A 25,477-nucleotide genomic window follows, 5' to 3' on the forward strand; every position below is an offset into this window, starting at 1 on the left:
CCACCGTGTCCGGCCCGATACCCCCCGCTCAGCCACCCCCGGCCCCCCACCACCACCAGCACGGCCCCCTGCACCCCCTGACCCTGTGGCGCCGACGGCACAACCCGCTCCGCAGGCGCACCGACCGCCTCCAGTGCGGGATCGCTCTCGGGCTCCTCCTGCTCGTACCGGCACTGGGCCTCGTCGCCACGTTCACCGTCGGCGACGCCGCCCACCGGCACTACCGCGCGACCGCCGAGCACCAGGCACGGACCCGGCACCTCACCCCCGCGGTCCTCGTCCACGACGCCCCGCGCCACCCGGAACCCGGTTCCGCCGAGGCGAGGAAAACCCGCTACCCGGTCCCGGTCCGCTACACCGCTCCGGCCTCCGCCCCCGCCCCCGCGTCCGGCGGAGAGACCCGCACCGCGGAGACCGACGTACTGCCCGGGCTCCCCGGGGGCAGCACCGTCGACGTCTGGGTCGCCGCGGACGGATCCCTCACCGAAGCTCCCCTGACCACCGAACAGGTCCGCGGCCGCACCATGGGATGGGCGATCTCCGCGTTCCTGGCCGTGGCCCTCACCGGTACGGCGCTGTACGGCGCCGCCGCCCGGCTGCTGCGCCGGCGCAACCTCGCGGAGTGGGACGCCCGGTGGGCCGAGGTCGCGCCCCGGTGGAGTACGTCGCCGTGACGTCCCTTCGGGGGCGCCGATCGCGGCCCGCGGCGGCGCGGTGGGGTGCACGGTCCGCTCGACCAGCCCGTTGCGCTCCAGCATGCGCGGGTTCCGGGTGAGCGCCTGGTGGGGTGGAGGCGGAGGCGACGGCGGTCATCGGCCGACCGGGGGCGGGACCAGGGCTGTGGTGGCGCCTCGGGCGCCTGTTACCGGAATGTGGAGTTCGACGCAGGGTGCAGCGGCACGGGCTGACGCGGAAGGCTGTGCTCCGGTGTCCGCCGCAGCACGAGCGTCACGAACCCGAGGGTACGGCGGTAGCCGCGCAGCCAGGCGGTACGGTGCCCGGCGGCGGCATCGAGGGCCGCGCCGCTGTCCGGGTCGCCCGGGTGGTCCAGGGCCCAGCGGGACAGGGAGCCGGTCCAGGACCACTCGTACTCGTCCCACTCGTCGAGGGTGCTGACGTGCCCGTACGTGGGGGTCCACCCGGCGGTCGCGACGCGGTCGACGGTGGTGGCGAGGTCGGCGTACTCGTCTGCGGCGAACCCGGCGCCGAGGGTGCCCGGGTCCGGCTCGCGCTCCCAGAAACCGTCGCCGACCAGGACGCTTCCACCGGGCGCGAGGTGCTCGTGTGCGGCCCTCAAGGTGGGCAGCAGGCCGCCGAAGGCGTGGGTGGCGCCGACGCAGAGTACGAGCTCGAAGGGGGCCTCGGTGGTGAACGCGGCGGCGTCCCCGGCCTCCAGTGCGATCCGGTCGCCGAGCCCCCTCGCCTCGACGCCCTCCCGCGCCCGCGCGACGGTGCCGGCATCGAGATCGACCCCCACGGCCTGCACCCCCGGCCGCCCCTCCACGGCCCGGACCAGCCACTCGGCGCTCCCGCACCCCAGGTCCAGCACTCTTCCGGAGCCTGTGCCCTCCCGCAGCGCCCGGTCGAGGAGGCGCGCCACCGAGGCGTCGTTCAGCGGCGCGGCGATGGGGTGGTCGGCGTGCGCCAAGGCGCTGATGCGGTTGCGGTCCATGGGGTGATGGTGGCGCGGTGGGGGAGGCGGCGTCCCCTGATTTACGGTGCGCCGGTCATCGGGTGGGGCTGCCCAGTTCGAGCATCTGGAGCAGGGCATGGAAGGCGGTGGGGGAGGCCGAGAGCATGGCTCGGGTGGGATCGGCGCTTTCGGTGAGATGAATCGTGCTGATGGTGGCGGCTATGTGAACACATGACTCGCCTTGGCCGCAGTGGGAAGACCTCTGCCGGCTTCCGGCTATGTGCAGGCAGGCCTCGCCCTCCTGGCAGTAGGAAGATTTTTGCCACTTGTCCGTGTACACGTTCGCTCCTTTCAGAGATGCTGGGCGATGGAGTGGATGAGATCCCGTGACTGCTCGGGGTCGAGAGCGGTGCTTTCGACGATGTCGAGTAGTCGCCGGTACTTCTCCAGGTGAGCTTCGGCATCGAGAAACACGGGACCGTGGAACTGGTCCAGTTGCACCGTGTCGAGTTGTGGAACGGGACCATACGCATAGTTGATCGACTGTCCGGAACCAGGGAAGGCTCCGGCGTCGAACGGAAGAACTCGAACCGTGATGTGATCCCGCTCGCTCATTACCAAGATGTGTTCGAGTTGGGCTCGGGCTACGTCTGAGCCGCCGATCTTCATGCGCAGGGCCGCCTCGTGGATGACGGTGCGATACGGGATCGCATCCGCCCGGTACAGGACGTCCTGCCGCTTGATCCGGTACGAGACGCGATGCTCGACCTCGGGTGGTGTCGGCGTGGGAATCACGTGACGAAAGAGTTCGCGGGCGTGATCGTTGGTCTGTAGAAGGCCCGGTACGTGCGAGGTGAACGCAGTGCGAAGTGCCGTGGCGTGATGCTCCAGTTCGGCGAGGTCGAGCAGTCTCGCGGGAAGGACCTCGCGATACTGCTCCCACCAACCTCGCGTGCGGTCGCCGGCCAGGCTGACAAGGGCGCCGACGAAATCGTGGTTCGAGCAGTCATATACGTGGGCCATGGCGCGGATTCGGTCTTCGCTCACTCCGAATCTCGCCGTCTCGACGTTGCTTAGCTGCCCGCTGCTGGTGCTGAGTTGACGAGCCGCTTCTGTTGACGTCATCCCTGCGCGCTCACGGAGTTTCCGCAGTTCGGTGGCGACGCGCAAGCGGCGAGCCGTCGGTGCCGGTCGGTCAGCCATGCAACTCCTCCCCAGCGAAGGCCCTTGTCGGTCGTCACTCACAAGAGGTATTACGCAGGGATCCTTCGGATTTCTGCAAAGTTACTTTGCGGGCAGCCCTACTGTGTACCCCGGGCGCCCCGCCCAGAAGTGCCCCGCTCGACGGAGCGGCGACGGCCACTGGGTAGACCCATGCCCACCCGCGACTACGTAGAACACCCGTCCAACTGCTCACTGTGACCGGAGACTTCCATGGCCACCGTACCGCCGTCCTGGAACTACACCCTCCACCTTCCCCGCGATCCAAGAGCCCCTGGAGTCGCCCGCGCCACCCTCCGCAGCGTCCTCGCCGCCCACGAGCTCACCCAGTTCACCCCCACCGCCGAGCTCCTCGCCTCCGAACTTCTCACCAACGCCCACCTCCACACCACCGGCCCCTACGCCCTGCGCATCCGCTTCACCGCTGCTGACCGGCTCGTGGTCGCCGTCTGGGACACCGATCCGAGGGTGCCGTCCGCCTTCCGGGAGAGTGCTCCCAGCGTGGCCCCTCCGGAGGGCGACGAACACGGTCGCGGACTGCACCTCGTGCGGGCGTGTGCCGATGCCCTCGGGGTGTCCGTGCTGCGGGAGCTGGGCGCGAGCATGGGCGGGAAGTTGCTGTGGACGGAGTGCGGGGCGACGTCGTGAGCCTGCATGAGGAAGAAAGGGGAAGTGGCCCGTCACGGCTCCGGCTCATCGCCCCCTTGATGAGCCGACCCCCGTACCGTGACGAGCCACTGGACCGTGGCCGACCGCCGGTCATTTGCGACCCGTGTGGTGTCTGGGGCCTGTGCGGCGTCGGCGGTTACAAGGGTGCTGGCATCGGCGCGCCCCCGGCAAGAGTGATCGCTGTCCCGGACAGGCGTCGAGTTGTCCGGGCTGGTCAACATGGCGCCCGGAGTCTGTCCGGGATACGGCCCAGGCCCCGGGAAGCGTGGCGGGAAAGGGAATTGTGAACGTGTGCGCGTGCGCCGACGATGATCCGCATGGGAAACACGGGGGAGTTGGGCCCCGCTCGGGCCGGTGATGCGGGTGAGTTCGTCGAAGCGCTGCGACAGCTCAAGAAGCGCTCGGGGCTGACGTACCGGCAGTTGGAGGAGCGGGCCGCCGAGCGGGGAGAGGTGCTGCCGCGCAGCACCCTGGCCGACGTGCTGAGGGGCAGGACGCTGCCCCGGCCCGAACTGCTGGCAGCCTTCCTGCGGGCGTGCGGGGAGGGCGAGCGGGTGCCGGAGTGGCTCGAGACGCGGGAGAGGCTCGCGCGGGAGCGGTCGACGGAGCGCGAAGCCGGGCCCACCGACACGGAAGAGCCGGAGGACAGCCGCCCGCCTGCCCGGACGCGTCCGCCGCTGCGCGCCCGCACCGTCTACCTGCTGGTGACGGTGGCTGTCGTGGCCGTGGTGGGAGCTGCGGTACGGGCCTGGATTCCCTCGGGAGGGGATGACACCGCCTTGCCCGACCTGTCGGGAGGACCGGTGCAGATCCGTCCCGTCTCGGCGGACGGTCTCTGTGTGACGGACGGCATGAGCAGCCGGTACGGGTCCTACGTGGCCGTGCAGCGGCCGTGCGGGGACGTCGCTCCGCAGGAGACGAGGCTGGTGCCGCTCGGCGGGAACGCCTACCGCATCCAGTGGTACCGGCCCGACCAGGGCACGGGCTGCCTGATCGTGCTGACCGAGGGGTCGGCCGCGGGACTGCTGGAGCCGAGGAACGACTGCGAGCGGCAGAGCAGCCGGTTCCGTATCGAGCCCGTCGCGTCGGAGGAGGGCGACCGGGTCTCGATCCGCGTGGACGGTCAGGGGTGCTTGGCCATCGCGGGCTCGGACCCGTCGGAAGGCGCCGAGGTGGTCATGGAGCCGTGCCGCGACACGGACAACCAGGTCTTCGCCGTCACCCCGGCGCCCTGAGCGCGGCGTGCGCCGGTCTTCGCGAGTCGCCCTACTGGCCCTGCTGGGAGACGGTGACGAGAACCGGCTCGGCCGTGCCGGTGGCGCGAAGGGCGTCGGCGAAGATCTCCGTCGTCCAGGCGGCGACGTCCGGCGACCACTCCCGCACACCGCAGCGGAAGGCCAGTGCCTGTCGCATGCCGGTGGTCTGCATCTCGCCCGCCAGTGGTGAGGCGAGGCCGGGCGGCGGGCCGGGGAGGGAAGCCGCCTCTACGGTCATGCGCTCGTACGTCCGGGCCAGGGCCGCCTCACGTACCTCGGCGTCCCGTCCCGCCAGCCCGGCCGAGGGCCGAGCCGAGACGGTCACCGTGAGCACGGCCGAGCCGTCCGGGTCGGCGAGGGCGTACCAGTCCGCCACGGTGGCGAGTTCGGCACGCACGTCCGCGACGCCCCGCAGCGGTACGACGGCGTGCAGACCGGTGAAACGGACGGTGCCGACCCGGTGCAGGGCGTCAGTGAGTACGGTGACCGCGGGCAGCAGGGGCAGCCTTCGCCCGCGCGGCCTGCCCGGAAGGGTGGCCTGGAGCCACGCCAACTGGCGCACCCGACCGTCCTGGGCCCAGTCGCCGTCGGCGTCGTTGTGCTCCCAGAGTTCCAGGTGGGCCGCCGCCTTGCCGAGGAGCGTGGAACTGAAGCCATAGGCGCTGGCCCGCTTCGTGACGAGGCTGAAGACGTCCTCGTCCAAGTCGTCCTCGGTGCGGACACGATCGACCCAAGGGTGTTGGTCGAGGATGCCGTGCACTCCCAGGACCAGAGTGGGGTCGTCCGCGGCACCCCGGCCGGCGTCCTTCATGGCGAAGCCACCTCGCTCAGGAGAGGGTGTTGAGGTCTCGGGTGCTGACGGATCAGAGACCGCACTTCACCGTGACGGCCGCGGTGTACGCCTTCTCCGGTGTGTCGTTCACGCCGATGATGTCCACGTCGATCATAGTGCGCCACTGGGTCTTCTGTGCGTTCGCACATGTCTTGCGTGCGTTGGCCCTGCGGGAACTTCCGCCGCCCGGCTTGACGGTCTTCGATCCCTTCGCCACCGAGCGCCACTTGCCGTTCTTCGTCTTGGTCTGCAACCAGATGGTCACCTTGGCCTTGGTGCCCGGACCGCTGACCTTTATCCACCAGGCATGGGCCGAGGCCGTCCTGGGCGGCGTGCTGGAGACGTGGACGCGGTCCCCGTTGGAGATGAAGGCGCCGGCGCTGGGCGCGGCCGTCGCCGGCGTGCTCGAGAAGCCGGTGGTGACGAGTGCGATGGCCATGGCCGACACTGCGAGACTGCGTATCCGCATGCAAATACTCCGTGGGGTAGAGGCGCACCGGCCGGGCGCGCTGTCGGTGCGGGCGGTTCACAGTCCGGTGTGTCCGGCGGGTGACGGCGGGAAGGCACCGCCACCTCACTTGCGTGGTGCTTACACATAATGACATGTGCGGTGATGAACGGTCATATCGGCGTCGTGTGGCAGCAAGACTCTTGTGCCGTGAGGCCCGGGAGGGGATCGGCAGGCGCGGCACGCGGTACGCCGTACTCCGTGATGGCGGCGGTCGCTCCACCGGACGCCGCCACCCGGTGCGCTCGTGCTGCTCAGCGCCCCAGGAAGACCGGGTTGGTGAAGGCCGCCAACGCCCCCGGCAGGGCCCCCGCCGCCGCCTCGTGCCGCACCTCCGCCCGCACGTACGCCGCGTACTGAGCCGCCGTACGCCACTCCACCGTCCCCTCCCCGGAGTCCGGCAGCGGCGCGCTCGTGTGCAGCACGCCCTGGTCCGTCACGAAGCGGACCGTGCAGCGGGGTGTGCCCGAGACCGTCAGACGTACCGTCACCGGGTCGTCGCCGTCCACGTGCAGTCGCTCGCCGATGCCCGCGTGCCGGCCCCGGCCGCCGGTCGCCGTCAGCTCCAGCGTCACCGACGAGGACTCCGCCACGTACGAGCGGCCCGCCCGCAGGCCCTGGAGGATCGCCTGCCTGCTCAGGTCCTCGGCGTGGACGACGGTCTGGGGCGTACCCACCGCGTCCGGGTCGCGGTGGGCGTCGCTGCTGCCCATCGCCGGGATCCAGGTGCGGCCGTCGCGGAGCGAGGCGACCAGCATGCTGTCCCAGTCCGCAAGGGAGATCTCGTCGTCCGTCGTGTACGGGCCGTTCCACACCTCCACCACGTCGGCGTCGCCGAAGCCGAACTTCCAGTTGCAGCCGATGCAGGTGGAGTGCGGGTGGGCGGGGACGACCAGGCCGCCGGCCGCGCGGATGCGCCGGGCGTACCTGCCGAAGCGGTTGTCGCGGGCCCGGTAGCGCCAGTCGACGAACGTGCCCGGGTCCGTGCCGAGGGCCACCACGTGGCCGTTGCGGGTCGTCACCTCCTCGCCGAGGAGGATCAGGAGGTCGTCGCCCGCGTGCTCGGCCCAGTGGGCGTGGGCGGCGTGGGTGTTGTGCTCGGAGGAGTTGATGAAGTCCAGTCCGGCGGCGCGGGCCAGGGCCGCGATCTCGGCGGGGGTGCGGCGGCCGTCCGAGTACCAGGAGTGGAGGTGGCAGTCGCCCCGGTACCAGGCCCGGCCCCGGCCTCTCGCGCGCTCCGGCGGGTACTTCGGGCGGACCGTCCCGCCCTGCTTCCCGTACGTCAGTGTGATCGTCACCTCGTACGCCAGGCCCTGCGGCGCCACCGTGTACGGGCCCAGCGCGATGTGCCACGTGCCGGGGCGCACCGGGCCGGGGACGTAGCCCGGGGTCGCCTCGTCCGCGCGCAGGAAGAACTCCGTGCGCGCCCCGCCCGACCAGCCGCGGAAGCCCTTGCCGCCGAGGTCGGTGCCGCGTTCGTCGAAGATGCCGATGTCGAGGGCGTTGCCCGCGGTGCCGGTGGGGACGGACGGGCGGTCGTAGGTGTACGCGACGTGCAGTTCGCGGACGCCGTGCGGTACTTCCACGGGCAGGTAGACGTAGTCCGGCGACCCGGTCGGCAGCGTGCCCCGGATCGTCCTGCGGTCCGTCGAGCCCTCGGCCGGCCGTTCCGCGCCGCTGGCGAAGCTCACGCCTCCCAACGTAAGCGCGCCGGCCGCTCCCGTCACGAAGAGGGCGCGTCTGCCGATGCCGGTGGCGGTACCGGTGCCCGTGGCGGGATTCCGGCCGTCGTCCTCGCACATGTGCTGCTCCCAACGCGTCGGATGTCACGGTGTGGTGCGGGTGGAGCGGGTGGAGCGGGTGGAGCGGATGGAGCGGGTGGAGCGGTACGACTCTGGTATTGAGCCGTGAACTCCCGGGCAAGGGAAGGGGAGCGGCCGGGGTGCGGCAGCTTGCGGGCCGGGACACAGCACCGCCGGGTGCGCCGAGCCGACGGGCCGGAACGGCCGGACCGCCCTGTTTGCCCTGATCACAGCGATCGTATGCTCGAAGGATGACGACTTCCGCGACCCCCGGAACCGGTCCCACCGAGAACTCCATGCGTCGCGCGCTCAAACGTGCCCGTGACGGTGTCGCCCTCGACGTCACCGAGGCGGCGGTGCTCCTCCAGGCCCGTGCCGAGGACCTCGACGCGCTCGTCGCCTCGGCCGCCCGCGTGCGTGACGCGGGTCTCGAGGCGGCGGGCCGTCCCGGCGTCATCACCTACTCCAAGTCCGTCTTCATCCCGCTGACGCGGCTGTGCCGCGACAAGTGCCACTACTGCACCTTCGTGACCGTCCCCGGCAAGCTCCGCCGGGAGGGTCATGGAATGTTCATGTCGCCCGACGAGGTGCTCGACATCGCCCGCAAGGGCGCCGCGCTCGGCTGCAAGGAAGCGCTGATCACCCTCGGCGACAAGCCCGAAGACCGCTGGCCCGAGGCGCGCGAATGGCTCGACGCGCACGGTTACGACGACACCATCGCCTACGTACGGGCCATCTCCATCCGCATCCTGGAGGAGACCGGGCTGCTGCCCCACCTCAACCCCGGGGTGATGAGCTGGACCGACTTCCAGCGGCTGAAGCCCGTCGCGCCCTCCATGGGCATGATGCTGGAGACGACCGCGACCCGGCTGTGGTCCAAGCCCGGCGGCCCGCACTACGGCTCCCCGGACAAGGAGCCCGCCGTACGGCTGCGCGTCCTGGAGGACGCCGGACGGTCCTCCGTCCCCTTCACCTCCGGGCTGCTCATCGGGATCGGGGAGACGTACGAGGAGCGCGCGGAGGGCCTGTTCGCGCTGCGCCGCGTCTCGCGCGCCTACCACGGCATCCAGGAGCTGATCATCCAGAACTTCCGCGCCAAGCCGGACACCGCGATGCGCGGCATGCCGGACGCGGAGCTGGACGAGCTGGTCGCCACCGTCGCCGTGGCCCGGCTCATCATGGGGCCGAGCGCCTGCCTCCAGGCTCCGCCGAACCTCGTCGACGGCGAGTACGAGCGGCTGATCGCGGCCGGGATCGACGACTGGGGCGGGGTCTCTCCGCTCACCATCGACCACGTCAACCCCGAGCGGCCCTGGCCGCAGATCGAACAGCTCGCCGAGCGGTCCGCCGCCGCGGGCTTCGAGCTGCGGGAGCGGCTCTGCGTCTACCCGGAGTTCGTCACGCGCGGGGAGCCCTGGCTCGACCCGCGGCTGCTGCCGCACGTCCGGGCGCTGGCCGACCCGGAGACCGGCCTCGCCCTCCCGGACGCCGAGGTCGTGGGCCGGCCCTGGCAGGAGCCCGACGAGGTGTTCCGGCCGTCCGGCCGCACCGACCTGCACACCACCATCGACACCGAGGGCCGTACCTCCGACCGGCGCGACGACTTCGACGTGGTGTACGGCGACTGGGAGGCGCTGCGCGAGGCCGCCGCGCCCGGCATGGCGCCGGAGCGCATCGACACCGACGTGCGCGAGGCGCTCGCCGTGGCCGCCGACGACCCGACGCGGCTCACCGACGAACAGGCGCTCGCGCTGCTGCACGCGGACGGCCCGGCACTGGACGCGGTCTGCCGGATCGCCGACGACGTGCGGAAGTCCGTGGTCGGCGACGACGTCACGTACATCGTCACCCGGAACATCAACTTCACCAACGTCTGCTACACCGGCTGCCGTTTCTGCGCCTTCGCCCAGCGCCGCACCGACGCCGACGCCTACACGCTCTCCCTGGAACAGGTCGCCGACCGCGCCCAGCAGGCGTGGGACGTGGGCGCGGTCGAGGTCTGCATGCAGGGCGGCATCCATCCCGATCTGCCCGGGACCGCCTACTTCGACATCGCGCGGGCGGTGAAGGAGCGCGTGCCCGGCATGCACGTGCACGCCTTCTCGCCGATGGAGGTCGTCAACGGCGCCACCCGCACCGGGATGTCGATCCGCGAGTGGCTGACGGCGGCGAAGGAGGCGGGTCTCGACTCCATCCCCGGCACGGCCGCCGAGATCCTCGACGACGAGGTGCGGTGGGTGCTCACCAAGGGCAAGCTGCCCACGGCCACCTGGATCGAGGTCGTCACCACCGCGCACGAGCTGGGCATCCGGTCCTCGTCGACGATGATGTACGGGCACGTGGACCAGCCCCGCCACTGGCTCGGCCACCTGCGCACGCTCGCCTCCGTCCAGCAGCGGACCGGCGGCTTCACGGAGTTCGTGACGCTGCCCTTCATCCACACCAACGCCCCCGTCTACCTGGCCGGCATCTCCCGGCCCGGTCCGACGACGCGCGACAACCGCGCGGTGACGGCGATGGCCCGGCTCCTCCTCCACCCGCACATTCCCAACATCCAGACCAGCTGGGTGAAGCTGGGCACGGAGGGCGCGGCCGAGATGCTCCGTTCGGGCGCCAACGACCTGGGCGGCACGCTGATGGAGGAGACGATCTCGCGGATGGCGGGTTCGTCGTACGGCTCGTACAAGTCGATCAGGGACCTGATCGCGGTCGCGGAGGCGGCGGGGCGCCCGGCGAAGCCGCGCACGACGCTGTACGGGGAGGTGCCGGAGGAGCGGCAGCGCGCCGCCGCCGCCTCGGACGGGCACCTGCCGGAGCTGCTGCCGGTGCTGGAGTAGCGAGGTAGCGAGCGGTGCGGGCGCGACGGCGTACGAGCGGGCGTACTCACGCCTCGGGCGCCGTCGCCCTCGCACCCGCCCCCGCCCCCGCCCCCGTGCCCGTGCCCGTGCCCGGCAGGTTCACCACCAGCAGGACGATCCCGCTGAGCACGAAGACGCGGAGGGCGGCGTCCAGCCCGTTCCAGTCCGCCGACTGCCACATGGCGAACCACTCGCCGCCTATGGCCATGAAGCCGGCGCCGAACAGCAGCATCACCATCAGCAGGCCGAGGACGCTCCAGTGGCGCGCCCGGGCCGCGGAGCCGTGCCGCAGGGCCGTCACCCACAGGACCGTCGCCGTGATGAGGACCAGGGCGGACAGGGTCTCCCAGATGATGATCAGTACGTACGCCGTGTCCTGGAGGACGGGCGACTCGACGGCCCGCCACATCAGGTCCTCGTCCTTGAACGTCGTGTCCATCGCGAGGACGTGCCGGACGAACTGCTGGTTGGTGCCGAAGTCGGTGATGTTGCCGAACGCGACGAGCGCCATGTAGAGGGCGACCGTGGCGGTGAGGAGGGTGGCGGCGAGGAGAAGGGGGGCCGTGGGGCGGGCGGTCCGCTTCGTGGTCATGGTTTCACTATGTCCTCGTCGGGCCGTTGGCAACAGATGCGCCGTCGCGATCGGTGAGCGATCGGTGAGCGATCAGTACATGCCCTGAACGGACCGCTTGTGTTCGTTACAGTGCTGGGCGTTATGTGAGGGGAGGCGGGGGCGATGGGTGTGGCGGCGACCGGTGGTGCCATCTGGGGCCGGATGGAGCAGCAGGACTTCCGCAGCCGGGTGCGCGGGACCCTGCTGGGCACCGCCGTCGGGGACGCGCTGGGCGCACCGCTCGACACGCTCACCCTGGAGGAGATCCGCGCGGCGCACGGCCCCGGCGGACTCACCGACCTGGCGCCCGCGTACGGCCGGCGTGGCACCGTCACCGGCGTCACGCAGCTCACGCTCTTCACGGTCGACGGACTGATCCGCGCCCAGGTGCGCCGCGACACCGGCGCCTGGCACCCGCCGACGGACCTGCACCGCGCGTACCTCAGATGGGCGGCGACCCAGCACGACTGGGGGCCCGACGAGCGCCGCGCGGAGGACGGCTGGCTGGCGCGCGAGGAGTGGCTGTACGCCCGGCGCGACCCCGCCCGCGCCTGTCTGCTCGGCTTCGGCGACACCGTCATGGGCACGCTGGACGCCCCCAAGAACCCGGGTGAGCCGGGCCCGGAGGCGGCCGCCCGCTCCGCCCCCTTCGGGCTCCTGGTGGGCTGGGACCCGCAACTCGTGGTGCAGCTAGCCGTGGAGTGCGCCGCGCAGACCCATGGGCACCCCGCGGCCTACCTCACCGCCGGGGCGTACGCCGCCGTCGTGCACGCGCTGGCGCGCGGCGGGAGCATCGACGCGGCCGTACAGCAGGCGCTGGCGCTCCTCGCCGCGCGCCCCGGCCACGAGCCGGTCACCGAGGCTCTCCAGGACGCCCTGGGGGCCGTACGGCAGGGCCTGCCGACGCCGGACCGGATCGAGGAGCTCGCCGGGGACGGCAGGGCGGAGGGGGCGCTCGCGGTGGCCGTGTACTGCGCGCTGGTCGGCGAGGACGTACGGCACGGGCTGTGCCTCGCCGTGAACCACGGCGGCCCGTCGGGCACCGCGGGCGCCCTCACCGGCGGCCTGCTGGGCGCCCTGCACGGCGAGACGGCCCTCCCGCCGGCCTGGCTGGCCGAACTGGAGGGCCGTCCCACGATGCTGGTCCTGGCGGACGACTTCGCCATGGAGATGACCCAGGGGCCCGCACTCCACGGCCCGGCCGACTCGTCCCCGGCCTGGCTGGCCCGCTACCCGCGCGCGTAGCCGTCGCGCTCCCGCGCGCGAGCCGGCGCAGCCGTTCCCCGTGCCCCCGTGCCACCCGTGCCCGGACGGACCGGACGGACCGGACGGACCGGACGGACCGGACGGACCGGAAGCACCGGAGGTCCGGGGGAGCACTCAGTCCCGCACCTGATCCTTGGCCCGGACCCGGGACGGCACCGCGGCCGCGGTCGCCGCGCCGTCCCCGTCCCCGTTGATGCGCCCGATGAGCGCGTCGCGCTCCGGCGTGTCCTCCGGCTTCACGAGGCCGATCACCACGTACAGGATCAGCGAGACCGCCAGCGGGACGGAGACCTGGTACTGGAGCGGGGTGCCGCCCTCGATGTTCCAGCTGACCGGGTAGTTCATCAGCCAGAAGGCGAACAGACCGGCGGCCCAGCTGGTCAGCGCGGCCGTCGGGCCGGAGCGGCGGAACGCCGGCAGCATGCCGAGCATGAACGGGATGGCGATCGGCCCCATCAGTCCGGCCACCCACTTCACGACCACGGTGATGATGTCCTCGAACGTCGGCGAGTTCACCTGCGTCGCGATCATCATGGACAGCAGCAGGAAGGTCACGGTCGACCAGCGGGCCGCCAGCAGACCCGCCTTCTCCGACCAGGTGCGCGCCTGCTTGGCGAGCGCCGGCGCGATGTCCCGGGTGAACACCGCGGAGATCGCGTTGGCGTCGGAGGAGCACATGGCCATGGTGTGCGAGAAGAAGCCGACGATCACGAGCCCGAGCAGACCGTGCGGCAGCAGTTGCTCCGTCATCAGCGCGTAGCTGTCCGAGGCGTCCGGGTTCTTCGCCTCGACGAGCAGCGGCGCGCACCACATCGGGAAGAACAGCACCAGCGGCCACACCAGCCACAGCGCGGCCGACAGCAGAGCCGAACGCGTCGCCTCGCGTGCGGACGACGTGGCCATGTAGCGCTGGGCCTGGTTCCACATGCCGCCGCTGTACTCGAAGGTCTTGATGAAGGTGATCGCCACCAGGTAGGTCACGGTGTACGGCCCCGCCGTCGGCTCCGCGTGCCCGGAGGGCAGCTCGTCCCAGACGGTCCACAGCGTGGAGAAGCCGTTCAGCTCCACCATCACCGCCACCAGCATCGCGACGCCCGCGAAGAGCTGGATGATGAACTGTCCCATCTCCGTCAGCGCGTCCGCCCACAAGCCGCCCACCGTGCAGTAGATGCCGGTGATGATGCCCGTGATGAAGATGCCCTGGGTGATGGTGATTCCGGTGTAGATGGACAGCAGGGTGGCGATCGCCGCCCACTTGGCGCCCACGTCCACGATCTTCAACAGCACCCCGGACCAGGCGAGCGCCTGCTGGGTGCCCAGGTTGTACCGGTCCTTGAGGTACTCCAGCGGCGACGCCACCCCGAGCCGGGAGCGCAGCCGGTTGAGCCGGGGCGCGAACAGCCGGGCGCCGATGGCGATACCGACGGCGATCGGGAAGGACCAGGTGACGAAGGAGGTCACCCCGTACTGGTAGGCGATCCCGGCGAAGCCGGTGAACATCACCGCGCTGTAGCCCGACATGTGGTGCGAGATGCCGGAGAGCCACCATGGCATCTTGCCGCCGGCGGTGAAGAAGTCGCTGACGTTGTCCACGCGTTTGTGCGACCAGAGGCCGATCGCGACCATCACACCGAAGTAGGCGATGAGCACGGTCCAGTCGAGACCGTTCATGGTGCTTCCTCCCGGGTTCCGCCCTCCCCGACCGTTTTGGTCAGGGCATGCCAAGGTTCCGCGAAGTGCCCGCTCATCGTGGGATCGCTGGTGCACGTGCGACAACGGTTGGTAAGGTCAAGAGCGAGTAAAAAAGTTCGGAGAGCTGACTTACGTTCATGGTGATGAACGAGTCGGCGCCTCGCCTCGCTCAGCGGTGTGGATCAGAACATGTACGTGGACACAAGGGCGAGTGAGCCGAAGGGGTGCGCCTGTGTCGAGAGACCGAGCGCGCGGAGGCCCCGGCGGAGGAGGGGCTGAGCACGGTCGATCTCTCGACACAGGCTGAGGCGCCCCGGAGGCGAACCGAGCCCCGAAAAAAGGGGAGAACCCCCTCGGCCGGGACGGCGATCCAGTCGAGAGGGTTCTGTCTGTGGTGCGTATGCGGTTGTGGTGGTGCGGGTGCCGAGACCGGGAGGTATCGGCACTCAGCCTTTGACCGACGACACGAACAAGTTCCACGCGTCGGCGGGAAAGGCCAGGATCGGGCCGCCGTCGGACAACTTCGAGTCCCGGACCGCCAGTTGGGACGAGACGGGGGACGAGACCTCTACGCAAGCGCCGTTGCCCTGGGAGTACGAGGACTTGATCCACACGTTGGTGGCGCCCTGCTTGATTGCCATGGTTGCTCCGGTAGCCAGTTGCTGAGTTGCTGAGTCCGCGCCGAAGGTTCCAAGCGGAACCTGTCATGCGCTTTTGCGCCAATCGATGTCACTCTGTGGCGTGATCGACGCTACTCGCCAACATCGGTTTCCGGAGGGACTATTCACTCGACCGGGTGGCATATTCCAGTGCAGTCTTCCAACGGATCTCCCCAAGGTGTAATTTGCGGCGTTTGCCAGGGGCTCACGGAGCTCGTGGAAGCCACGGGGCCGGTGATGACCCTCTGGCCGCGACGCGGCTGCCCCTCAGGGGGTGTAGTCCTCCTCCACCACCTTGGAGATGAACTCCCGGCTCTGCTCGGCCCCCAGGGCCTGGGCCCGCAGGTGCTCGTACATGACGCTGTACTTCTGCACGTCCTGCGCCTTCTCCAGGTACAGGTCGCTGGTGACGCCCTCGATGTACACCACGCTCGAATCGGCGGTGTCGGGGAACTCCAGAATCGCGTACTGGCCGCTCACGCCGGGGTGCGCGCCCATGCTGAAGGGGAGCACCTGCACCGTCACGTGCGGCAGTTCCGACTGCTTGATGAGGTGCTGGAGCTGCTCCCGCATGACGTCCCTGCCGCCGATGACCCGGCGCAGCGCCGCTTCGTCGAGCACGGTCCACAGGCGCAGCGGGTAGTCCGGTGAAGAGATACGTTCCTGTCGGCGCATGCGGACCTTGACGCGCTTCTCGACGTCGGCGGTGGGCGCCTCCACCAGCGCGCCGTCGATGAGGGCGGCCGCGTACGCCTCGGTCTGCAACAGGCCGGGCACGACCTGCGGATCGTAGACGCGCAGGCTGGCCGCGTCCGTCTCCAGACCGATGTAGACGCTGTACGGCACGTCGCCGAACGCGTGCCACCAGCCCTGCTGGCGCGAGTCCTTCGCCATCTGCATCAGCGAATCCACGACGCGGAGATCCTCGACCTCGTACACCCCGCACAGGTCGCGGACGTCGCGCTGGCTGATGCTGCGGCGGCCGTTCTCCAGCCGGCTGATCTTCGACTGGGACACCAGCAGGCGGTCCGCGACCTCCTCGGCCGTCATGCCCTTCTGTTCGCGGAGCCGGCGCAGCTCCTGGCCCAGCCGGCGCCGACGGACGGTGGGATTGACATTGGACGGCACGAACCTGCACCTCCGGCTGCGGGCCTGACAACTTTACGTATCTGCCAATGAGCAGACTGCCACCAAGGTGCTTACTACCGCTGGGAAACAGCGGATATGCGCCTAGCACACGCCAGTTCGGGCCAAGGTTACGGCCGACGGTCACCGGATGGGGCGACTTCCGGCCGATACGGCCGAAGACGCAGCGCGGACGCGGCCGCGGATGCGGCCGCGCGGGGCGAGGCGGCCGTGGTCCCGTCATGGACCCACGGTCTCCTGCCCCGCGCGGGCCGGCGGCTCCCGAACCGGTTCCGGGGGACTGCGAACGGCGGTGCGGCGTAGGCGGTGCTTCGCGGTACCGCAGCGCGGTTGCCGCCGCGGCGCCGTGCTGTTCGTCGTGCTGTGCCGTACCGGGGTGCTCGTGCGTGCTGCTGTGCCTGCTGTTGTGCCTGCTGCTGTGTGTGCTGTGCGTGCTGTCGTGCGGTGACCCGGGGGTCAGTGCGCCACGACGCGCGCCATGGAGCCGTGGCGCGGCTGCATCGGAACGCCCCTGGCGGGTTCCGTCGCGCCCCTGGCTCCACCGGACGCCTGGCGGCCCGAGGGCGCCGGGCTGCGGCGTGGCTGCGCGCCGACGCCGTTCTGGACGTCCATCACGGCGTGCGCCACGAGTCCGCCCATGGGATCGTGCCGGATCAGATCCCTGAGCCGGGAGCGGGACGACCGTCCCTCGTTCCCGGGGTACAGGTGCTTGCCGAGCCCGACCGCGTGGGCCAGGGCGGCGAGCGCGGCGGTCCGTGGGTCCGGCGGCACGCCGGTACGGATGGCCGCGTCCAGCCGGGCCCTGATCTCCCGGCTGATGGCCGTGTCCGTCGCCTGATAGCGCGTCGTCGGCAGCACCCCGCACATCTGGCCGGCCACGGCATGCACCATGCCGCACCGTTCCAGGTGCGAGAGGTAGGTCTGGCGGAGCCCGAGACGCGGCCCGCCGATCCAGTGGACGGCCCGCACGGGAGCGCCGCGCCTGCGCAGCAACTCCAGTGCGGTATCCAAAGTCGGATCTCCAGTCGGCCGTGGCACCACCACGGCGATACGATCCCCGTCTGGGGCTATCCGTCCGGCCAGCGCCAGCTCCACTAGCTGTGCTCCGGCCAGACCGAGGTCGAGCGACTGCGGCTGCGCAGTGGTACCCGTGGCCGGGTCCAGTGCCAGCAGCAGAAGCTCCTCCGGAAGTGTTCTGCGGCTCCTGCCCATCCATGCCTCCCCGCGTGGATGAATGACAGGGTGACCCCTCTCACATTGGTCTGTCGAGGGTGCGTGACCGGTTCGTAGTGGAACCGGTAGGTATGTCGTTCTCGTCTACCGCTTGGGTCAAGCCCGCACACAGGACACTGGTACATGGTTCGGACAGCGGCACGGTGGGCTGTTCCGGCGGGCGGTTCAGGGTTGGCAGGACGTGCGTCCCGGGAGCGGGACGGCGAAGAGGAGGCATCGGTGGCGGGCGAGTCCCCCGACAGGTCGAAGCGGTACGAGTCGTCGACGGGGTCGACGCCGGGGTCCGGAACCCCGGGGACGGGCGCGGCGGTCTCCGCGTCGGGCGACCCCCGTCTGACGATGGGCCGGGAGGCTGCCGTCCGGGGCACCGACCAGGCGACGGCCGTGTTCACCCGACGGGACCTGGCGGAGGCGGAAGCGGAGCGCAAGGACGAGAGCGCCGACGCGGAGGTCCCGGGGGCGTCCGCGGATGCGAAGACGTCCGAGGGGGCCGCGGAGTCCGGGGACTCCGTGAAGGAGGGCGAGGACTCGGCGGATGTGGACGCCGGGGCCGACGGTGCCGGGTCAGACGGTGCCGGGTCAGACAGTGCCGGGTCAGACAGTGCCGGGTCCGGCGGCACCGACGGTGCGGATGACGACGGTACGGCCGATGACGAGCCGAAGGCCGGGACGAAGCCCGAGGACGGGGCCGAGGGCGCCGGGGACGACGGCGAGGGCAGGACCGGCGCCGGGGCGAAGGCGCAGCCGCAGGACGACGCCGGGAGCGACACCGGGGCCGGGACCGGGAGCGACACCGGGGCCGGGGCCGGGAGCGACACCGGGCCCAAGGGCGATTCCGAGAGCGCCGGCGACGCCGACACCGGCTCCCGCAAGGCGTCTGACAAGGCGTCCGACGAGGCCCCCGAGCCCCCGGTCGACCAGCCCACGGCCATCTTCAAGGCCGTGCCCGCGCCCAAGGTCGACCAGCCCACCACCATGCTCAAGCTGGGCGACAAGCCGCCGGCCGGGAAGCCCGCGGCGGCCGACACGGACACCGCCGCTGACGCCGACGACGAGGGCGGGCCGAAGCCGGACGCCGCCAAGCCGGACACGTCCAAGCAGGCCAAGTCCGAGCCGGACACGTCCAAGCAGGGCAAGTCCGAGCCGGACCTGGCCAAGCGGGACACGTCCAAGCCGGACCCGGCCGAACCGGACACCCCCGAACGCGACGCCGAACGCACCAGCAAATTCGTCGCCCTCAAGTCGCTCGACGAGCCGGCGCCCCGGAAGCCCGCCGCCACGGGCACAGCCGCCACGGGCGCCGCCACCGCGGCCGCCGCCCCCGCGGAGGCCACCGCTGCCGTCCCCCAGGTCGGCCCGGAGCGGACCACGCAGCAGCCCCTGCCGCCCAAGCCGCCGCTGGACCTGCTGGCCGAGCTGACGAACACCCCGCCGCCTCCGCCCACCCCCATGCGCACGCTGGCCCGGCGGGTCAAGATCTGGACGCCGCTGGTCGTCCTGCTGCTGGTCGTCTTCGCGGTCGTACAGTCCCTGCGCCCGTTGCCGGCGCCCACGCTCGACCTCGCCGCCGAGGACACGTACACCTTCGAGGGCGGCAAGCCCGACATCCCGTGGCCGTCCGCCGGGCAGGCGGCGCTGGACGTGCAGGGCATCGGCACGTTCGGCTCCTCGGGTGAGCAGAAGCCCGTGCCGATCGCCAGTGTCGCCAAGGTCATGACGGCCTACCTCGTCCTGCGCGACCACCCGGTGAAGAGCGGCGAGGACGGCCCGATGATCGAGATCGACCAGACGGCCGAGGACGAGTCGGACGCCGGTGACGAGTCGACGGTGAACGTGACCGCGGGCGACTCGATCTCCGAGCGGGAGGCCGTGGAGTCCATCCTCATCGCGTCCGCGAACAACGTGGCGCGGCTGCTGGCCCGCTGGGACGCGGGCTCCGAGGAGGCGTTCGTGGAGAAGATGAACAAGGCGGCCGAGGACCTCGGCATGACCAACACCACGTACACCGACCCGTCGGGCCTGAACAACACCACGGTGAGCACGGCCGTGGACCAGGTGAAGCTGGCCAAGGAGGCGATGAAGCAGCCCGTGTTCCGGGAGGTCGCCGCGATGATGTCGTACGACGACTACAAGGGCGTCAACCACTCCAACTGGAACCAGCTGGTCGGCAGCAACAACGTCGTCGGCATCAAGACCGGCACCACGACCTCGGCGCTCGGCAACCTGGTGTTCGCCGCGAAGCAGGAGGTCGACGGGGAGCCGCGCACGATCGTCGGGGCGGTGGTGCGCCAGCCCGCCGGCGGCCCGGACAACACCATCCTGGGCGCGGCCCTCTTCGAGGGCGACAAGCTGATCCGGGCCGCTCAGGGCGCGCTGGAGTCGGCGACGGTCGTGAAGAAGGGCGATGTCGTCGGGTACGTCGACGACGGTCTGGGCGGCCGTACGCCGGTCGTCGCGACGGAGGACGTGCATGCCGTCGGCTGGGCGGGCCTGACGGTGAAGCTGACCTTCGAGGCCGGTGATCTGCCGCACACGGCGAAGGCCGGCACCGAGGTCGGCACCCTCACCGTGGGCGACGGCACGAGCAGCGCGGTCAAGGTGCCGGTGGCGCTCCGTACCGACCTCGTCGAACCCGGCTTCACGGACAAGCTGACCCGCCTGGGCTGACGTCCACCGCGCCCCGTCGCGCCGGTACACCACCGGCGTGCGCCCGCACCGGCGTGCACCGCATCGCACCCCGTCGGAGGAGCACCACCGGAGGCTCCCCGGCGGGGTGCGTGTTAGCGTCGCGCAATCGGCCGGGCCGAGCGGCGGGACAGGCGGCGGGCGCGGCGGGAAACGGGGCACGGACACGTAGGAACACGTACAGACACGTACAGACACGTACGGACGCGTACGGCATGCGTACGACATGTACAGAGGGACACGGGGAGTGCGTTCAGGTGACCACAGCGGAGCCGACACACACCGACGACGCCCAGCCACGACAGGGCTCCGACCCGCGAATATCTTCGCCGCCCCCACCACCCCCACCACCCCCGCCGACTGTTGCGACCGGAGAGACCAGAGAGACCGGAAAGCGCGGAAAGGGCGGAAAGGCCGGAACGACCGGCCCGGCCCGGCGGGGCGTCCGGCCGGCCCGTATCCTCCGGCACCCGGTCACCCTCGTCACCGTCCTGTCGGGCGTGCTGCACGTCATCTGGTTCTTCACCTTCGCCAACAGCGGCGGTGACCTGGCGGCGCAGGACGCGTGGGCGGAGTTCGTCGGCCGGCACCCGGACTCGGCGTACAACCTCGCCTGGTACGGCGGTATGCACCCGGTCTCGTACAGCGTGGTGTCCCCGTACCTGATGTCGGTCCTCGGGGTCCGTACGACGATGATGATCGCCGGCACGGTCTCGTCGGGCCTGCTGACGATGATCCTGATGCGCAGCAGAGCGGTTCGCAGACCGATCTGGCCGGCGCTGGCGGGTGTCTTCGGCCTGCTGTGCAACGCGGCGTCGGGCCGGGTCACCTTCGGGCTCGGCATGGTCTTCGCTCTCGGCGCGACCGCGGTGGTGTTCTGCTGGCCGTACCGCTGGCGCTACAAGCGCTGGGCGAAGGGCCTGTGCGCGGCGCCGCTGGCCGCGCTGGCGACGATGTCGTCGCCGGTGGCGGGCCTGTTCGTGGGCCTGGTGGCGGTGGCGCTGTTCCTGCAGAAGCGGCTGCCCGGCGCCTGGTCGCTGGGGCTCGCCCCGGCGGCCGTGGTGGGGCTGTCCGCCTGGCTGTTCCCGTTCTCGGGCACGCAGCCGATGTCGTTCGGCTCGGCGGTGCTCCCGGTCGTGTTCGCGGTCCTCGTCGCCGTCCTGGTGCCCAGGAGATGGATCACGGTACGGATCACGGCGGCGGTGTACGCCCTCTCCGTACTGCTCGTCTGGCTGATCAGCTCGCAGATCGGCTCCAACATCACGCGGCTGTCGATGCTGTTCGCGGGCGTGGCGCTGCTGGCGGCGCTCCCCTTCGCCGTCCCGCGGACCCTCAAGTGGTACGCGATCCTGCTCGCCTTCGTCGGCTTCAACGGGTGGATCGGCTACAAGACGGTGGACGACGTCGTGCACACCACCCCGGCGGCGGCGTGGGCGCGCGAGCTGGCGCCGCTGGTGAACCAGTTGCAGGTGGTGGGCGCGGAGCGGGGCCGCGTCGAGGTCGTCCCGGCCCGCTCACACCGCGAGGCGTCGGCGCTGGCGCCGTACGTGAACCTGGCCCGCGGCTGGAACCGGCAGGCGGACATGGAACGCAACCCGCTCTTCTACGACGACACCCTGAACTCGGCGAACTATCACGAGTGGCTGAAGAGGTGGTCCGTCCACTACGTGGTCCTCCCGAAGGAGGACGACCCCGACGGCGGCGCCGAGCGCGAACGGGAGCTCGTCGAGCGGGGCATGCCCTACCTGAAGCAGATCTGGGGCGACGCCAACTGGCAGCTGTACGAGGTGCAGGACCCGACGCCGCTGGCGGAACCGGACGCGGTGGTCGAGCTGGCCGCGCAGGGCGAGATGACCCTGGACGTGAAGGAGGCGGGCCGCATCCTCATCCGCATCCCGTACTCCCCGTGGCTGAGCCTGGTCGACGAGGAGGGCGAGAAGTACGAGGCCCCGCAGGAGACCGAGAAGTCGAAGAACCGGGAGGACGAGAGCCTCCCGAAGACGTACGACAACGTGCACGGCTGCCTCATGGAGGCCGAGGAGGACGCCTTCGGCGACAAGTGGACGGAACTCCTGGCCCCGGCCCCGGGCACGTACCGCCTGGCGGCCCCCTACTCGGTGTCGCGAGGCACACCGTGCCCGGAGGAACTGCGCTGAGGCACCACCGGTGGCGACGGTCGTCGGCCGCGACGCACGCCGGCCGCGACGCACGCCGGCCGCGACGCACGCCGGCCGCGACGGCCGCCTACGCGACCGCCTTCTCCACCGCCGTCACGACCTCCGCCGCGTCCGGCTCCGTCTGCGGCGAGAAGCGGGCCACGACGGAACCGTCCCGCCCGATGAGGAACTTCTCGAAGTTCCAGCGGATGTCCCCGGTGTGGCCCCCGGCGTCGGCGTGCTGCACGAGCCGCGTGTACAGGGGGTGCCTGTCCGCCCCGTTCACCTCCACCTTCTCGGTCATCGGGAAGGTCACGCCGTACGTCGCCGAGCAGAACTCCGCGATCTCCTCCGAGGTCCCCGGCTCCTGCCCGAGGAACTGGTTGCACGGCACGCCGAGCACGGTGAAGCCCCGTTCGGCGTACTGCTCGTGCAGCCGCTCCAGGCCCGCGTACTGCGGGGTGAGCCCGCACCGGGAGGCGACGTTCACGACGAGCACGGCCTTGCCGCGGTACTGGGCGAGGTCGGCGGACCCGCCGCGCAGCGCGCCGATCTCGACGTCGAGGACGGAGGAGGACCGGGAGGGACCGGCCTGGTCGGTAGTCATGGGCGGATGCTAACGCCGCCGGACGTCCGCGGGGGCGTCCGCCCGGCCGCAGGGGCGTCCGAAGCCGCGACCAGTACGTCCCCCGCGGGAGCCCGGTAGTACAGCACGGACCGTCCCGCCCGGCGTCTGCGCACCAGGCCCGCGTCCAGCAGCACCCGCAGGTGCCGCCCGACGGACCCGAGTCCCTGCCCGGTCAGCGCCACCAGCTGGGTCGTGCTCAGCGGGGAGTCCAGCAGCACGAGCACCCGGGCCCGCCCCCGCCCGAGCAGCGCGCCGAGCCCGTCGGACACGGCACCGGCCGCCGCGGCCACGCCCTCGCACGGGTACACCACCGCGTACCGCTCCCCGTCCTCCCACGCCACCCACCCCGCCTTCGGCGTCACCGGGACGAACAGCAGCTGGGCCCCGGAGATCTCCCGCGGCGGATACTCGTGCAGGTTGACCTGCAACCGGTCCCCGCCAAGCCACCGCATCCCCGGCCGCAGCGTGTCCAGCGCCGCGGCCCACCCGCCCTCGCCCATCCGTGCCGTACGGGCTACCACATCGGCTTCGAGGATCCGCCGGCGCCGCTCCCAGTACGGGCGTACGGCGTCCTGCCACACGTACTCCAGCAGCCGGGCGGCGAGCCGCGGCAGGTCGTCCCGGCGCAGCGGCTCCGGCAAGGGCCCCGCCAGCGAGACGGAGAGGTGCCGGCGGGCCTCGGCGGGGTCGGCGTCGCGCACCCGGGCCAGCTCCGCCTCGAAGGACGCGCCCGGCACCGGCGCCGGCGTGAGGAAGTCGGCGATCCACTCGCGCCCGAGCCCGGCCCGCACGAGCAGCGCGGTGACCGGGTCGGCGGCGAGCCGCGCCCGGTACCCGGGCAGGTGCCGGGCCAGCCACGCTCCCTCGCCGGGCCACCTCCCCACGCCCGCGTGCAGCAGTTTCAGCGAGGCGAACACCTCGGCCATCGGCGAGATCACGAACCGGCTCCCGGCCAGCGTGTCGGCGTTCACCTGCCACCAGCCCACGCCCCGCCCCCTCCGCTCTCCACCTCGCGCTCCCCAGCTTTCGCACCGCCGCGAAACACTAACGGCGATCCGCGCCCCCGCCCCACGCTCTCGCCCATGGAATCCACGGAGATACCGGAGACGTCCCACACCCCCGATCCGCCCCGCCCCAGCTACCGATCCCTCTTCCGCACCCGCGAGTTCACCCCCTTCTTCCTCGCCTCCTCCCTCCAGGTCGCCGCCTCGACCGTCGGTGGCCTCGCCCTCGGCACCCTCGTGTACGAGGCGACGAACTCCCCGCTGCTGTCGGCGCTGAGCATGTTCGGCCCGTCACTGGCCCAGGTGCTGGGCGCGACCACCCTGCTCTCGGCGGCCGACCGCGTGCGCCCGCGTGCGACCCTCACGGCCACCGCCCTCGCCTTCGCGGCGGTCATGGCGGTGACGGCCCTCCCCGCCCTGCCGACCTGGGCGGTCCTCCCGCTGATCCTCGCCCTGGGCCTGGTCTCGTCCGTCACGGGCGGGGTCCGCTGGGGTCTGCTCGCCGAGATCCTGCCGGAGGGCGCCTACCTGGTGGGCCGTTCGACCCTCAACATCGTGAGCGGACTCATGCAGATCACGGGGTACGCGGCGGGCGGCGTCCTCGTGGCGCTCGTGTCCCCGCGCACCACCCTGCTCGTGTCGGCCGCCCTGTACGCGGTGGCCGCCCTGACCACCCGGCTCGGTCTGAGCGCGCGTCCGCCCCGTTCCTCCGGCCGCGCCTCCGTCGGCGAGACCTGGCGCACGAACGCCCGCCTCCTGTCGTACGCCCCGCGCCGCCTCACCTACCTGGGACTGTGGGTGCCCAACGGCCTGGTCGTCGGCTGCGAGTCCCTCTTCGTCCCGTACGCCCCCACCCACGCGGGTCTGCTCTTCGCCGCGGCGGCGCTCGGGATGCTCGCCGGCGATCTGAGCGCGGGCCGGTCCGTCCCGGCGCGGCTGCGAGGCGCCCTGGTCACACCCCTGTTGCTGCTCCTGGCCGGCCCCTACCTGCTCTTCGCCCTGCGGCCGCCGGCGCTCGTGGCGGCCGGCTGCGCGGCCCTCGCCTCCATCGGCTTCGGCGCGAGCCTGCTCCAGCAGCAGCGCCTGCTCGCCCTCACCCCGTCCCACCTCACCGGGCACGCCCTGGGCCTGCACTCCGCGGGCATGCTCACGCTGCAGGGGCTGAGCGCCGCGCTGGCGGGCGGCCTCGCGGACCTCACCTCGGCGCCGACGGCGATCACGGTGATGGCGGGCGCCTCGGCGACGGTGACGCTGACCCTGTGGACGGCCGGCCGGAGACACCGCCGGCGTGCGGCGACGGCGACGGGCACGGCGGCGGGCACGGGCACAAGGACGAGCACAGGGCCGGCGACGGGCACAGGGGCAGGGACGGGCACAGGGGCAGGGACGGGCACGGAGCCGGGGACGGGCACAGGGCCGGCGGCGGGCACGGGGACAGGGACGGGCACGGAGCCGGGGACGGGCACAGGGCCGGCGGCGGGCACGGGGACAGGGACGGGCACGGAGCCGGGGACGGGCACAGGGCCGACGGCGGGCACGGACGACGCCGTACGACAGCGCGGCGTCGGGTGATCTCCCGGCGCAACCCCCGCACGAGGCGCCCGAATCCGTACATC

The 25,477-nt window shown here is 71.6% G+C and carries 20 protein-coding genes and 1 pseudogene; 8 read left to right on the plus strand and 13 right to left on the minus strand.

From position 1 onward, the window contains the following. The first annotated feature begins 5 nt into the window (after positions 1 to 5). On the plus strand, positions 6 to 674 hold the full coding sequence (locus IEZ04_RS01080; RefSeq protein WP_189214688.1) for an Rv1733c family protein: 669 nt from the start codon (positions 6 to 8) through the stop codon (positions 672 to 674). A 188-nt stretch (positions 675 to 862) separates the two neighbouring features. Here IEZ04_RS01080 and IEZ04_RS01085 read toward each other — a convergent pair whose 3' ends face one another. The 3 genes from IEZ04_RS01085 to IEZ04_RS01095 are packed head-to-tail and all read right to left on the minus strand — an operon-like array spanning position 863 to position 2,836. Continuing rightward, positions 863 to 1,672 (minus strand): SAM-dependent methyltransferase, encoded by an 810-nt coding sequence (locus IEZ04_RS01085; protein WP_189214689.1) that lies wholly within the window; start codon positions 1,670 to 1,672, stop codon positions 863 to 865. A gap of 55 nt (positions 1,673 to 1,727) precedes the next feature. Then, a complete protein-coding gene (locus IEZ04_RS01090) occupies positions 1,728 to 1,973 on the minus strand; it encodes a DUF397 domain-containing protein (protein ID WP_189214690.1) in 246 nt (81 codons plus the stop codon). Between the two features lie 11 nt (positions 1,974 to 1,984). Then, complete coding sequence (locus IEZ04_RS01095) at positions 1,985 to 2,836, minus strand: helix-turn-helix domain-containing protein (protein ID WP_189214691.1); 852 nt, start codon at positions 2,834 to 2,836, stop codon at positions 1,985 to 1,987. Between the two features lie 231 nt (positions 2,837 to 3,067). On the opposite strand from IEZ04_RS01095, the gene IEZ04_RS01100 reads away from it, so the two are divergent. Together IEZ04_RS01100 and IEZ04_RS01105 are read left to right on the plus strand one after the other, a co-directional pair. Continuing rightward, complete coding sequence (locus IEZ04_RS01100; RefSeq protein WP_189214692.1) at positions 3,068 to 3,502, plus strand: ATP-binding protein; 435 nt, start codon at positions 3,068 to 3,070, stop codon at positions 3,500 to 3,502. A 338-nt stretch (positions 3,503 to 3,840) separates the two neighbouring features. Further along, positions 3,841 to 4,758 carry a helix-turn-helix domain-containing protein gene (locus IEZ04_RS01105; RefSeq protein ID WP_229820773.1) on the plus strand — a complete coding sequence of 306 codons (918 nt, stop codon included), beginning with the start codon at positions 3,841 to 3,843 and terminating at the stop codon, positions 4,756 to 4,758. Between the two features lie 31 nt (positions 4,759 to 4,789). Here the strand turns inward: IEZ04_RS01105 and IEZ04_RS01110 are convergent, their stop codons facing one another. The 3 genes from IEZ04_RS01110 to IEZ04_RS01120 form a co-directional block, all read right to left on the minus strand. Continuing rightward, positions 4,790 to 5,590, minus strand: coding sequence for a hypothetical protein (locus tag IEZ04_RS01110; RefSeq protein ID WP_189214694.1), 801 nt, complete (start codon positions 5,588 to 5,590; stop codon positions 4,790 to 4,792). Between the two features lie 52 nt (positions 5,591 to 5,642). Further along, entirely contained in the window at positions 5,643 to 6,050 is a 408-nt protein-coding gene (locus IEZ04_RS01115; RefSeq protein ID WP_229820774.1) for a hypothetical protein, read from the minus strand. Between the two features lie 323 nt (positions 6,051 to 6,373). Further along, positions 6,374 to 7,921: a CehA/McbA family metallohydrolase gene (locus IEZ04_RS01120; RefSeq protein WP_189214696.1), complete on the minus strand. Its 1,548-nt coding sequence runs from the start codon at positions 7,919 to 7,921 to the stop codon at positions 6,374 to 6,376. A 251-nt stretch (positions 7,922 to 8,172) separates the two neighbouring features. On the opposite strand from IEZ04_RS01120, the gene IEZ04_RS01125 reads away from it, so the two are divergent. Then, positions 8,173 to 10,758, plus strand: a complete 2,586-nt coding sequence (locus IEZ04_RS01125) for a bifunctional FO biosynthesis protein CofGH (protein WP_189214697.1) — start codon at positions 8,173 to 8,175, stop codon at positions 10,756 to 10,758. A 46-nt stretch (positions 10,759 to 10,804) separates the two neighbouring features. Here IEZ04_RS01125 and IEZ04_RS01130 read toward each other — a convergent pair whose 3' ends face one another. Next, positions 10,805 to 11,371, minus strand: a complete 567-nt coding sequence (locus IEZ04_RS01130) for a DUF2165 domain-containing protein (RefSeq protein WP_189214698.1) — start codon at positions 11,369 to 11,371, stop codon at positions 10,805 to 10,807. Between the two features lie 150 nt (positions 11,372 to 11,521). On the opposite strand from IEZ04_RS01130, the gene IEZ04_RS01135 reads away from it, so the two are divergent. Continuing rightward, entirely contained in the window at positions 11,522 to 12,637 is a 1,116-nt protein-coding gene (locus tag IEZ04_RS01135; protein WP_189215341.1) for an ADP-ribosylglycohydrolase family protein, read from the plus strand. 135 nt (positions 12,638 to 12,772) lie between these two features. Here IEZ04_RS01135 and IEZ04_RS01140 read toward each other — a convergent pair whose 3' ends face one another. The 4 genes from IEZ04_RS01140 to IEZ04_RS01155 all read right to left on the minus strand — a co-directional run bounded on the left by IEZ04_RS01140 (position 12,773) and on the right by IEZ04_RS01155 (position 17,367). Next, complete coding sequence (locus IEZ04_RS01140) at positions 12,773 to 14,329, minus strand: sodium:solute symporter family protein (protein WP_189214699.1); 1,557 nt, start codon at positions 14,327 to 14,329, stop codon at positions 12,773 to 12,775. A gap of 467 nt (positions 14,330 to 14,796) precedes the next feature. After that, the gene (locus IEZ04_RS01145) at positions 14,797 to 14,991 is read right to left on the minus strand and encodes a DUF397 domain-containing protein (protein ID WP_189214700.1); all 195 of its coding nucleotides are present in this window, start codon (positions 14,989 to 14,991) and stop codon (positions 14,797 to 14,799) included. Between the two features lie 285 nt (positions 14,992 to 15,276). Next, complete coding sequence (locus IEZ04_RS01150; RefSeq protein ID WP_189214701.1) at positions 15,277 to 16,137, minus strand: helix-turn-helix domain-containing protein; 861 nt, start codon at positions 16,135 to 16,137, stop codon at positions 15,277 to 15,279. A gap of 474 nt (positions 16,138 to 16,611) precedes the next feature. Then, the gene (locus tag IEZ04_RS01155; protein ID WP_189214702.1) at positions 16,612 to 17,367 is read right to left on the minus strand and encodes a GOLPH3/VPS74 family protein; all 756 of its coding nucleotides are present in this window, start codon (positions 17,365 to 17,367) and stop codon (positions 16,612 to 16,614) included. A gap of 240 nt (positions 17,368 to 17,607) precedes the next feature. Between IEZ04_RS01155 and IEZ04_RS01160 the strand changes: the two genes are divergently transcribed. Both IEZ04_RS01160 and IEZ04_RS01165 read left to right on the plus strand, forming a co-directional pair. Then, the gene (locus IEZ04_RS01160; protein WP_229820775.1) at positions 17,608 to 20,055 is read left to right on the plus strand and encodes a D-alanyl-D-alanine carboxypeptidase; all 2,448 of its coding nucleotides are present in this window, start codon (positions 17,608 to 17,610) and stop codon (positions 20,053 to 20,055) included. 275 nt (positions 20,056 to 20,330) lie between these two features. Next, entirely contained in the window at positions 20,331 to 22,229 is a 1,899-nt protein-coding gene (locus IEZ04_RS01165) for a DUF8823 domain-containing protein (RefSeq protein WP_189214704.1), read from the plus strand. A gap of 88 nt (positions 22,230 to 22,317) precedes the next feature. On the opposite strand, the gene IEZ04_RS01170 is transcribed toward IEZ04_RS01165, so the two are convergent. Next, a complete protein-coding gene (locus tag IEZ04_RS01170; RefSeq protein WP_189214705.1) occupies positions 22,318 to 22,836 on the minus strand; it encodes a glutathione peroxidase in 519 nt (172 codons plus the stop codon). Continuing rightward, positions 22,833 to 23,843, minus strand: a complete 1,011-nt coding sequence (locus IEZ04_RS01175) for an ArsR/SmtB family transcription factor (RefSeq protein WP_189214706.1) — start codon at positions 23,841 to 23,843, stop codon at positions 22,833 to 22,835. Before IEZ04_RS01175 ends, IEZ04_RS01170 begins: the two co-directional genes overlap by 4 nt. Positions 23,844 to 23,939: 96 nt before the next feature. Here IEZ04_RS01175 and IEZ04_RS01180 point away from each other — a divergent pair. Then, positions 23,940 to 25,163: pseudogene (locus tag IEZ04_RS01180) on the plus strand (MFS transporter); the annotation flags it as partial. Between the last annotated feature and the right edge of the window lie 314 nt (positions 25,164 to 25,477).

The sequence above is a fragment of the Streptomyces ruber genome, assembly GCF_014648075.1.
GTDB classification, from domain to species: Bacteria; Actinomycetota; Actinomycetes; order Streptomycetales; family Streptomycetaceae; genus Streptomyces; species Streptomyces ruber.

Bases quoted from the DNA above. Each gene is read 5' to 3' on its own strand.
- IEZ04_RS01085 (WP_189214689.1), bottom strand. From the start codon at position 1,672: ATGGACCGCAACCGCATCAGCGCCTTGGCGCACGCCGACCACCCCATC.
- IEZ04_RS01095 (WP_189214691.1), bottom strand. From the start codon at position 2,836: ATGGCTGACCGACCGGCACCGACGGCTCGCCGCTTGCGCGTCGCCACC.
- IEZ04_RS01100 (WP_189214692.1), top strand. From the start codon at position 3,068: ATGGCCACCGTACCGCCGTCCTGGAACTACACCCTCCACCTTCCCCGC.
- IEZ04_RS01105 (WP_229820773.1), top strand. From the start codon at position 3,841: ATGGGAAACACGGGGGAGTTGGGCCCCGCTCGGGCCGGTGATGCGGGT.
- IEZ04_RS01110 (WP_189214694.1), bottom strand. From the start codon at position 5,590: ATGAAGGACGCCGGCCGGGGTGCCGCGGACGACCCCACTCTGGTCCTG.
- IEZ04_RS01115 (WP_229820774.1), bottom strand. From the start codon at position 6,050: ATGGCCATCGCACTCGTCACCACCGGCTTCTCGAGCACGCCGGCGACG.
- IEZ04_RS01120 (WP_189214696.1), bottom strand. From the start codon at position 7,921: ATGTGCGAGGACGACGGCCGGAATCCCGCCACGGGCACCGGTACCGCC.
- IEZ04_RS01125 (WP_189214697.1), top strand. From the start codon at position 8,173: ATGACGACTTCCGCGACCCCCGGAACCGGTCCCACCGAGAACTCCATG.
- IEZ04_RS01130 (WP_189214698.1), bottom strand. From the start codon at position 11,371: ATGACCACGAAGCGGACCGCCCGCCCCACGGCCCCCCTTCTCCTCGCC.
- IEZ04_RS01140 (WP_189214699.1), bottom strand. From the start codon at position 14,329: ATGAACGGTCTCGACTGGACCGTGCTCATCGCCTACTTCGGTGTGATG.
- IEZ04_RS01145 (WP_189214700.1), bottom strand. From the start codon at position 14,991: ATGGCAATCAAGCAGGGCGCCACCAACGTGTGGATCAAGTCCTCGTAC.
- IEZ04_RS01155 (WP_189214702.1), bottom strand. From the start codon at position 17,367: ATGGGCAGGAGCCGCAGAACACTTCCGGAGGAGCTTCTGCTGCTGGCA.
- IEZ04_RS01170 (WP_189214705.1), bottom strand. From the start codon at position 22,836: ATGACTACCGACCAGGCCGGTCCCTCCCGGTCCTCCTCCGTCCTCGAC.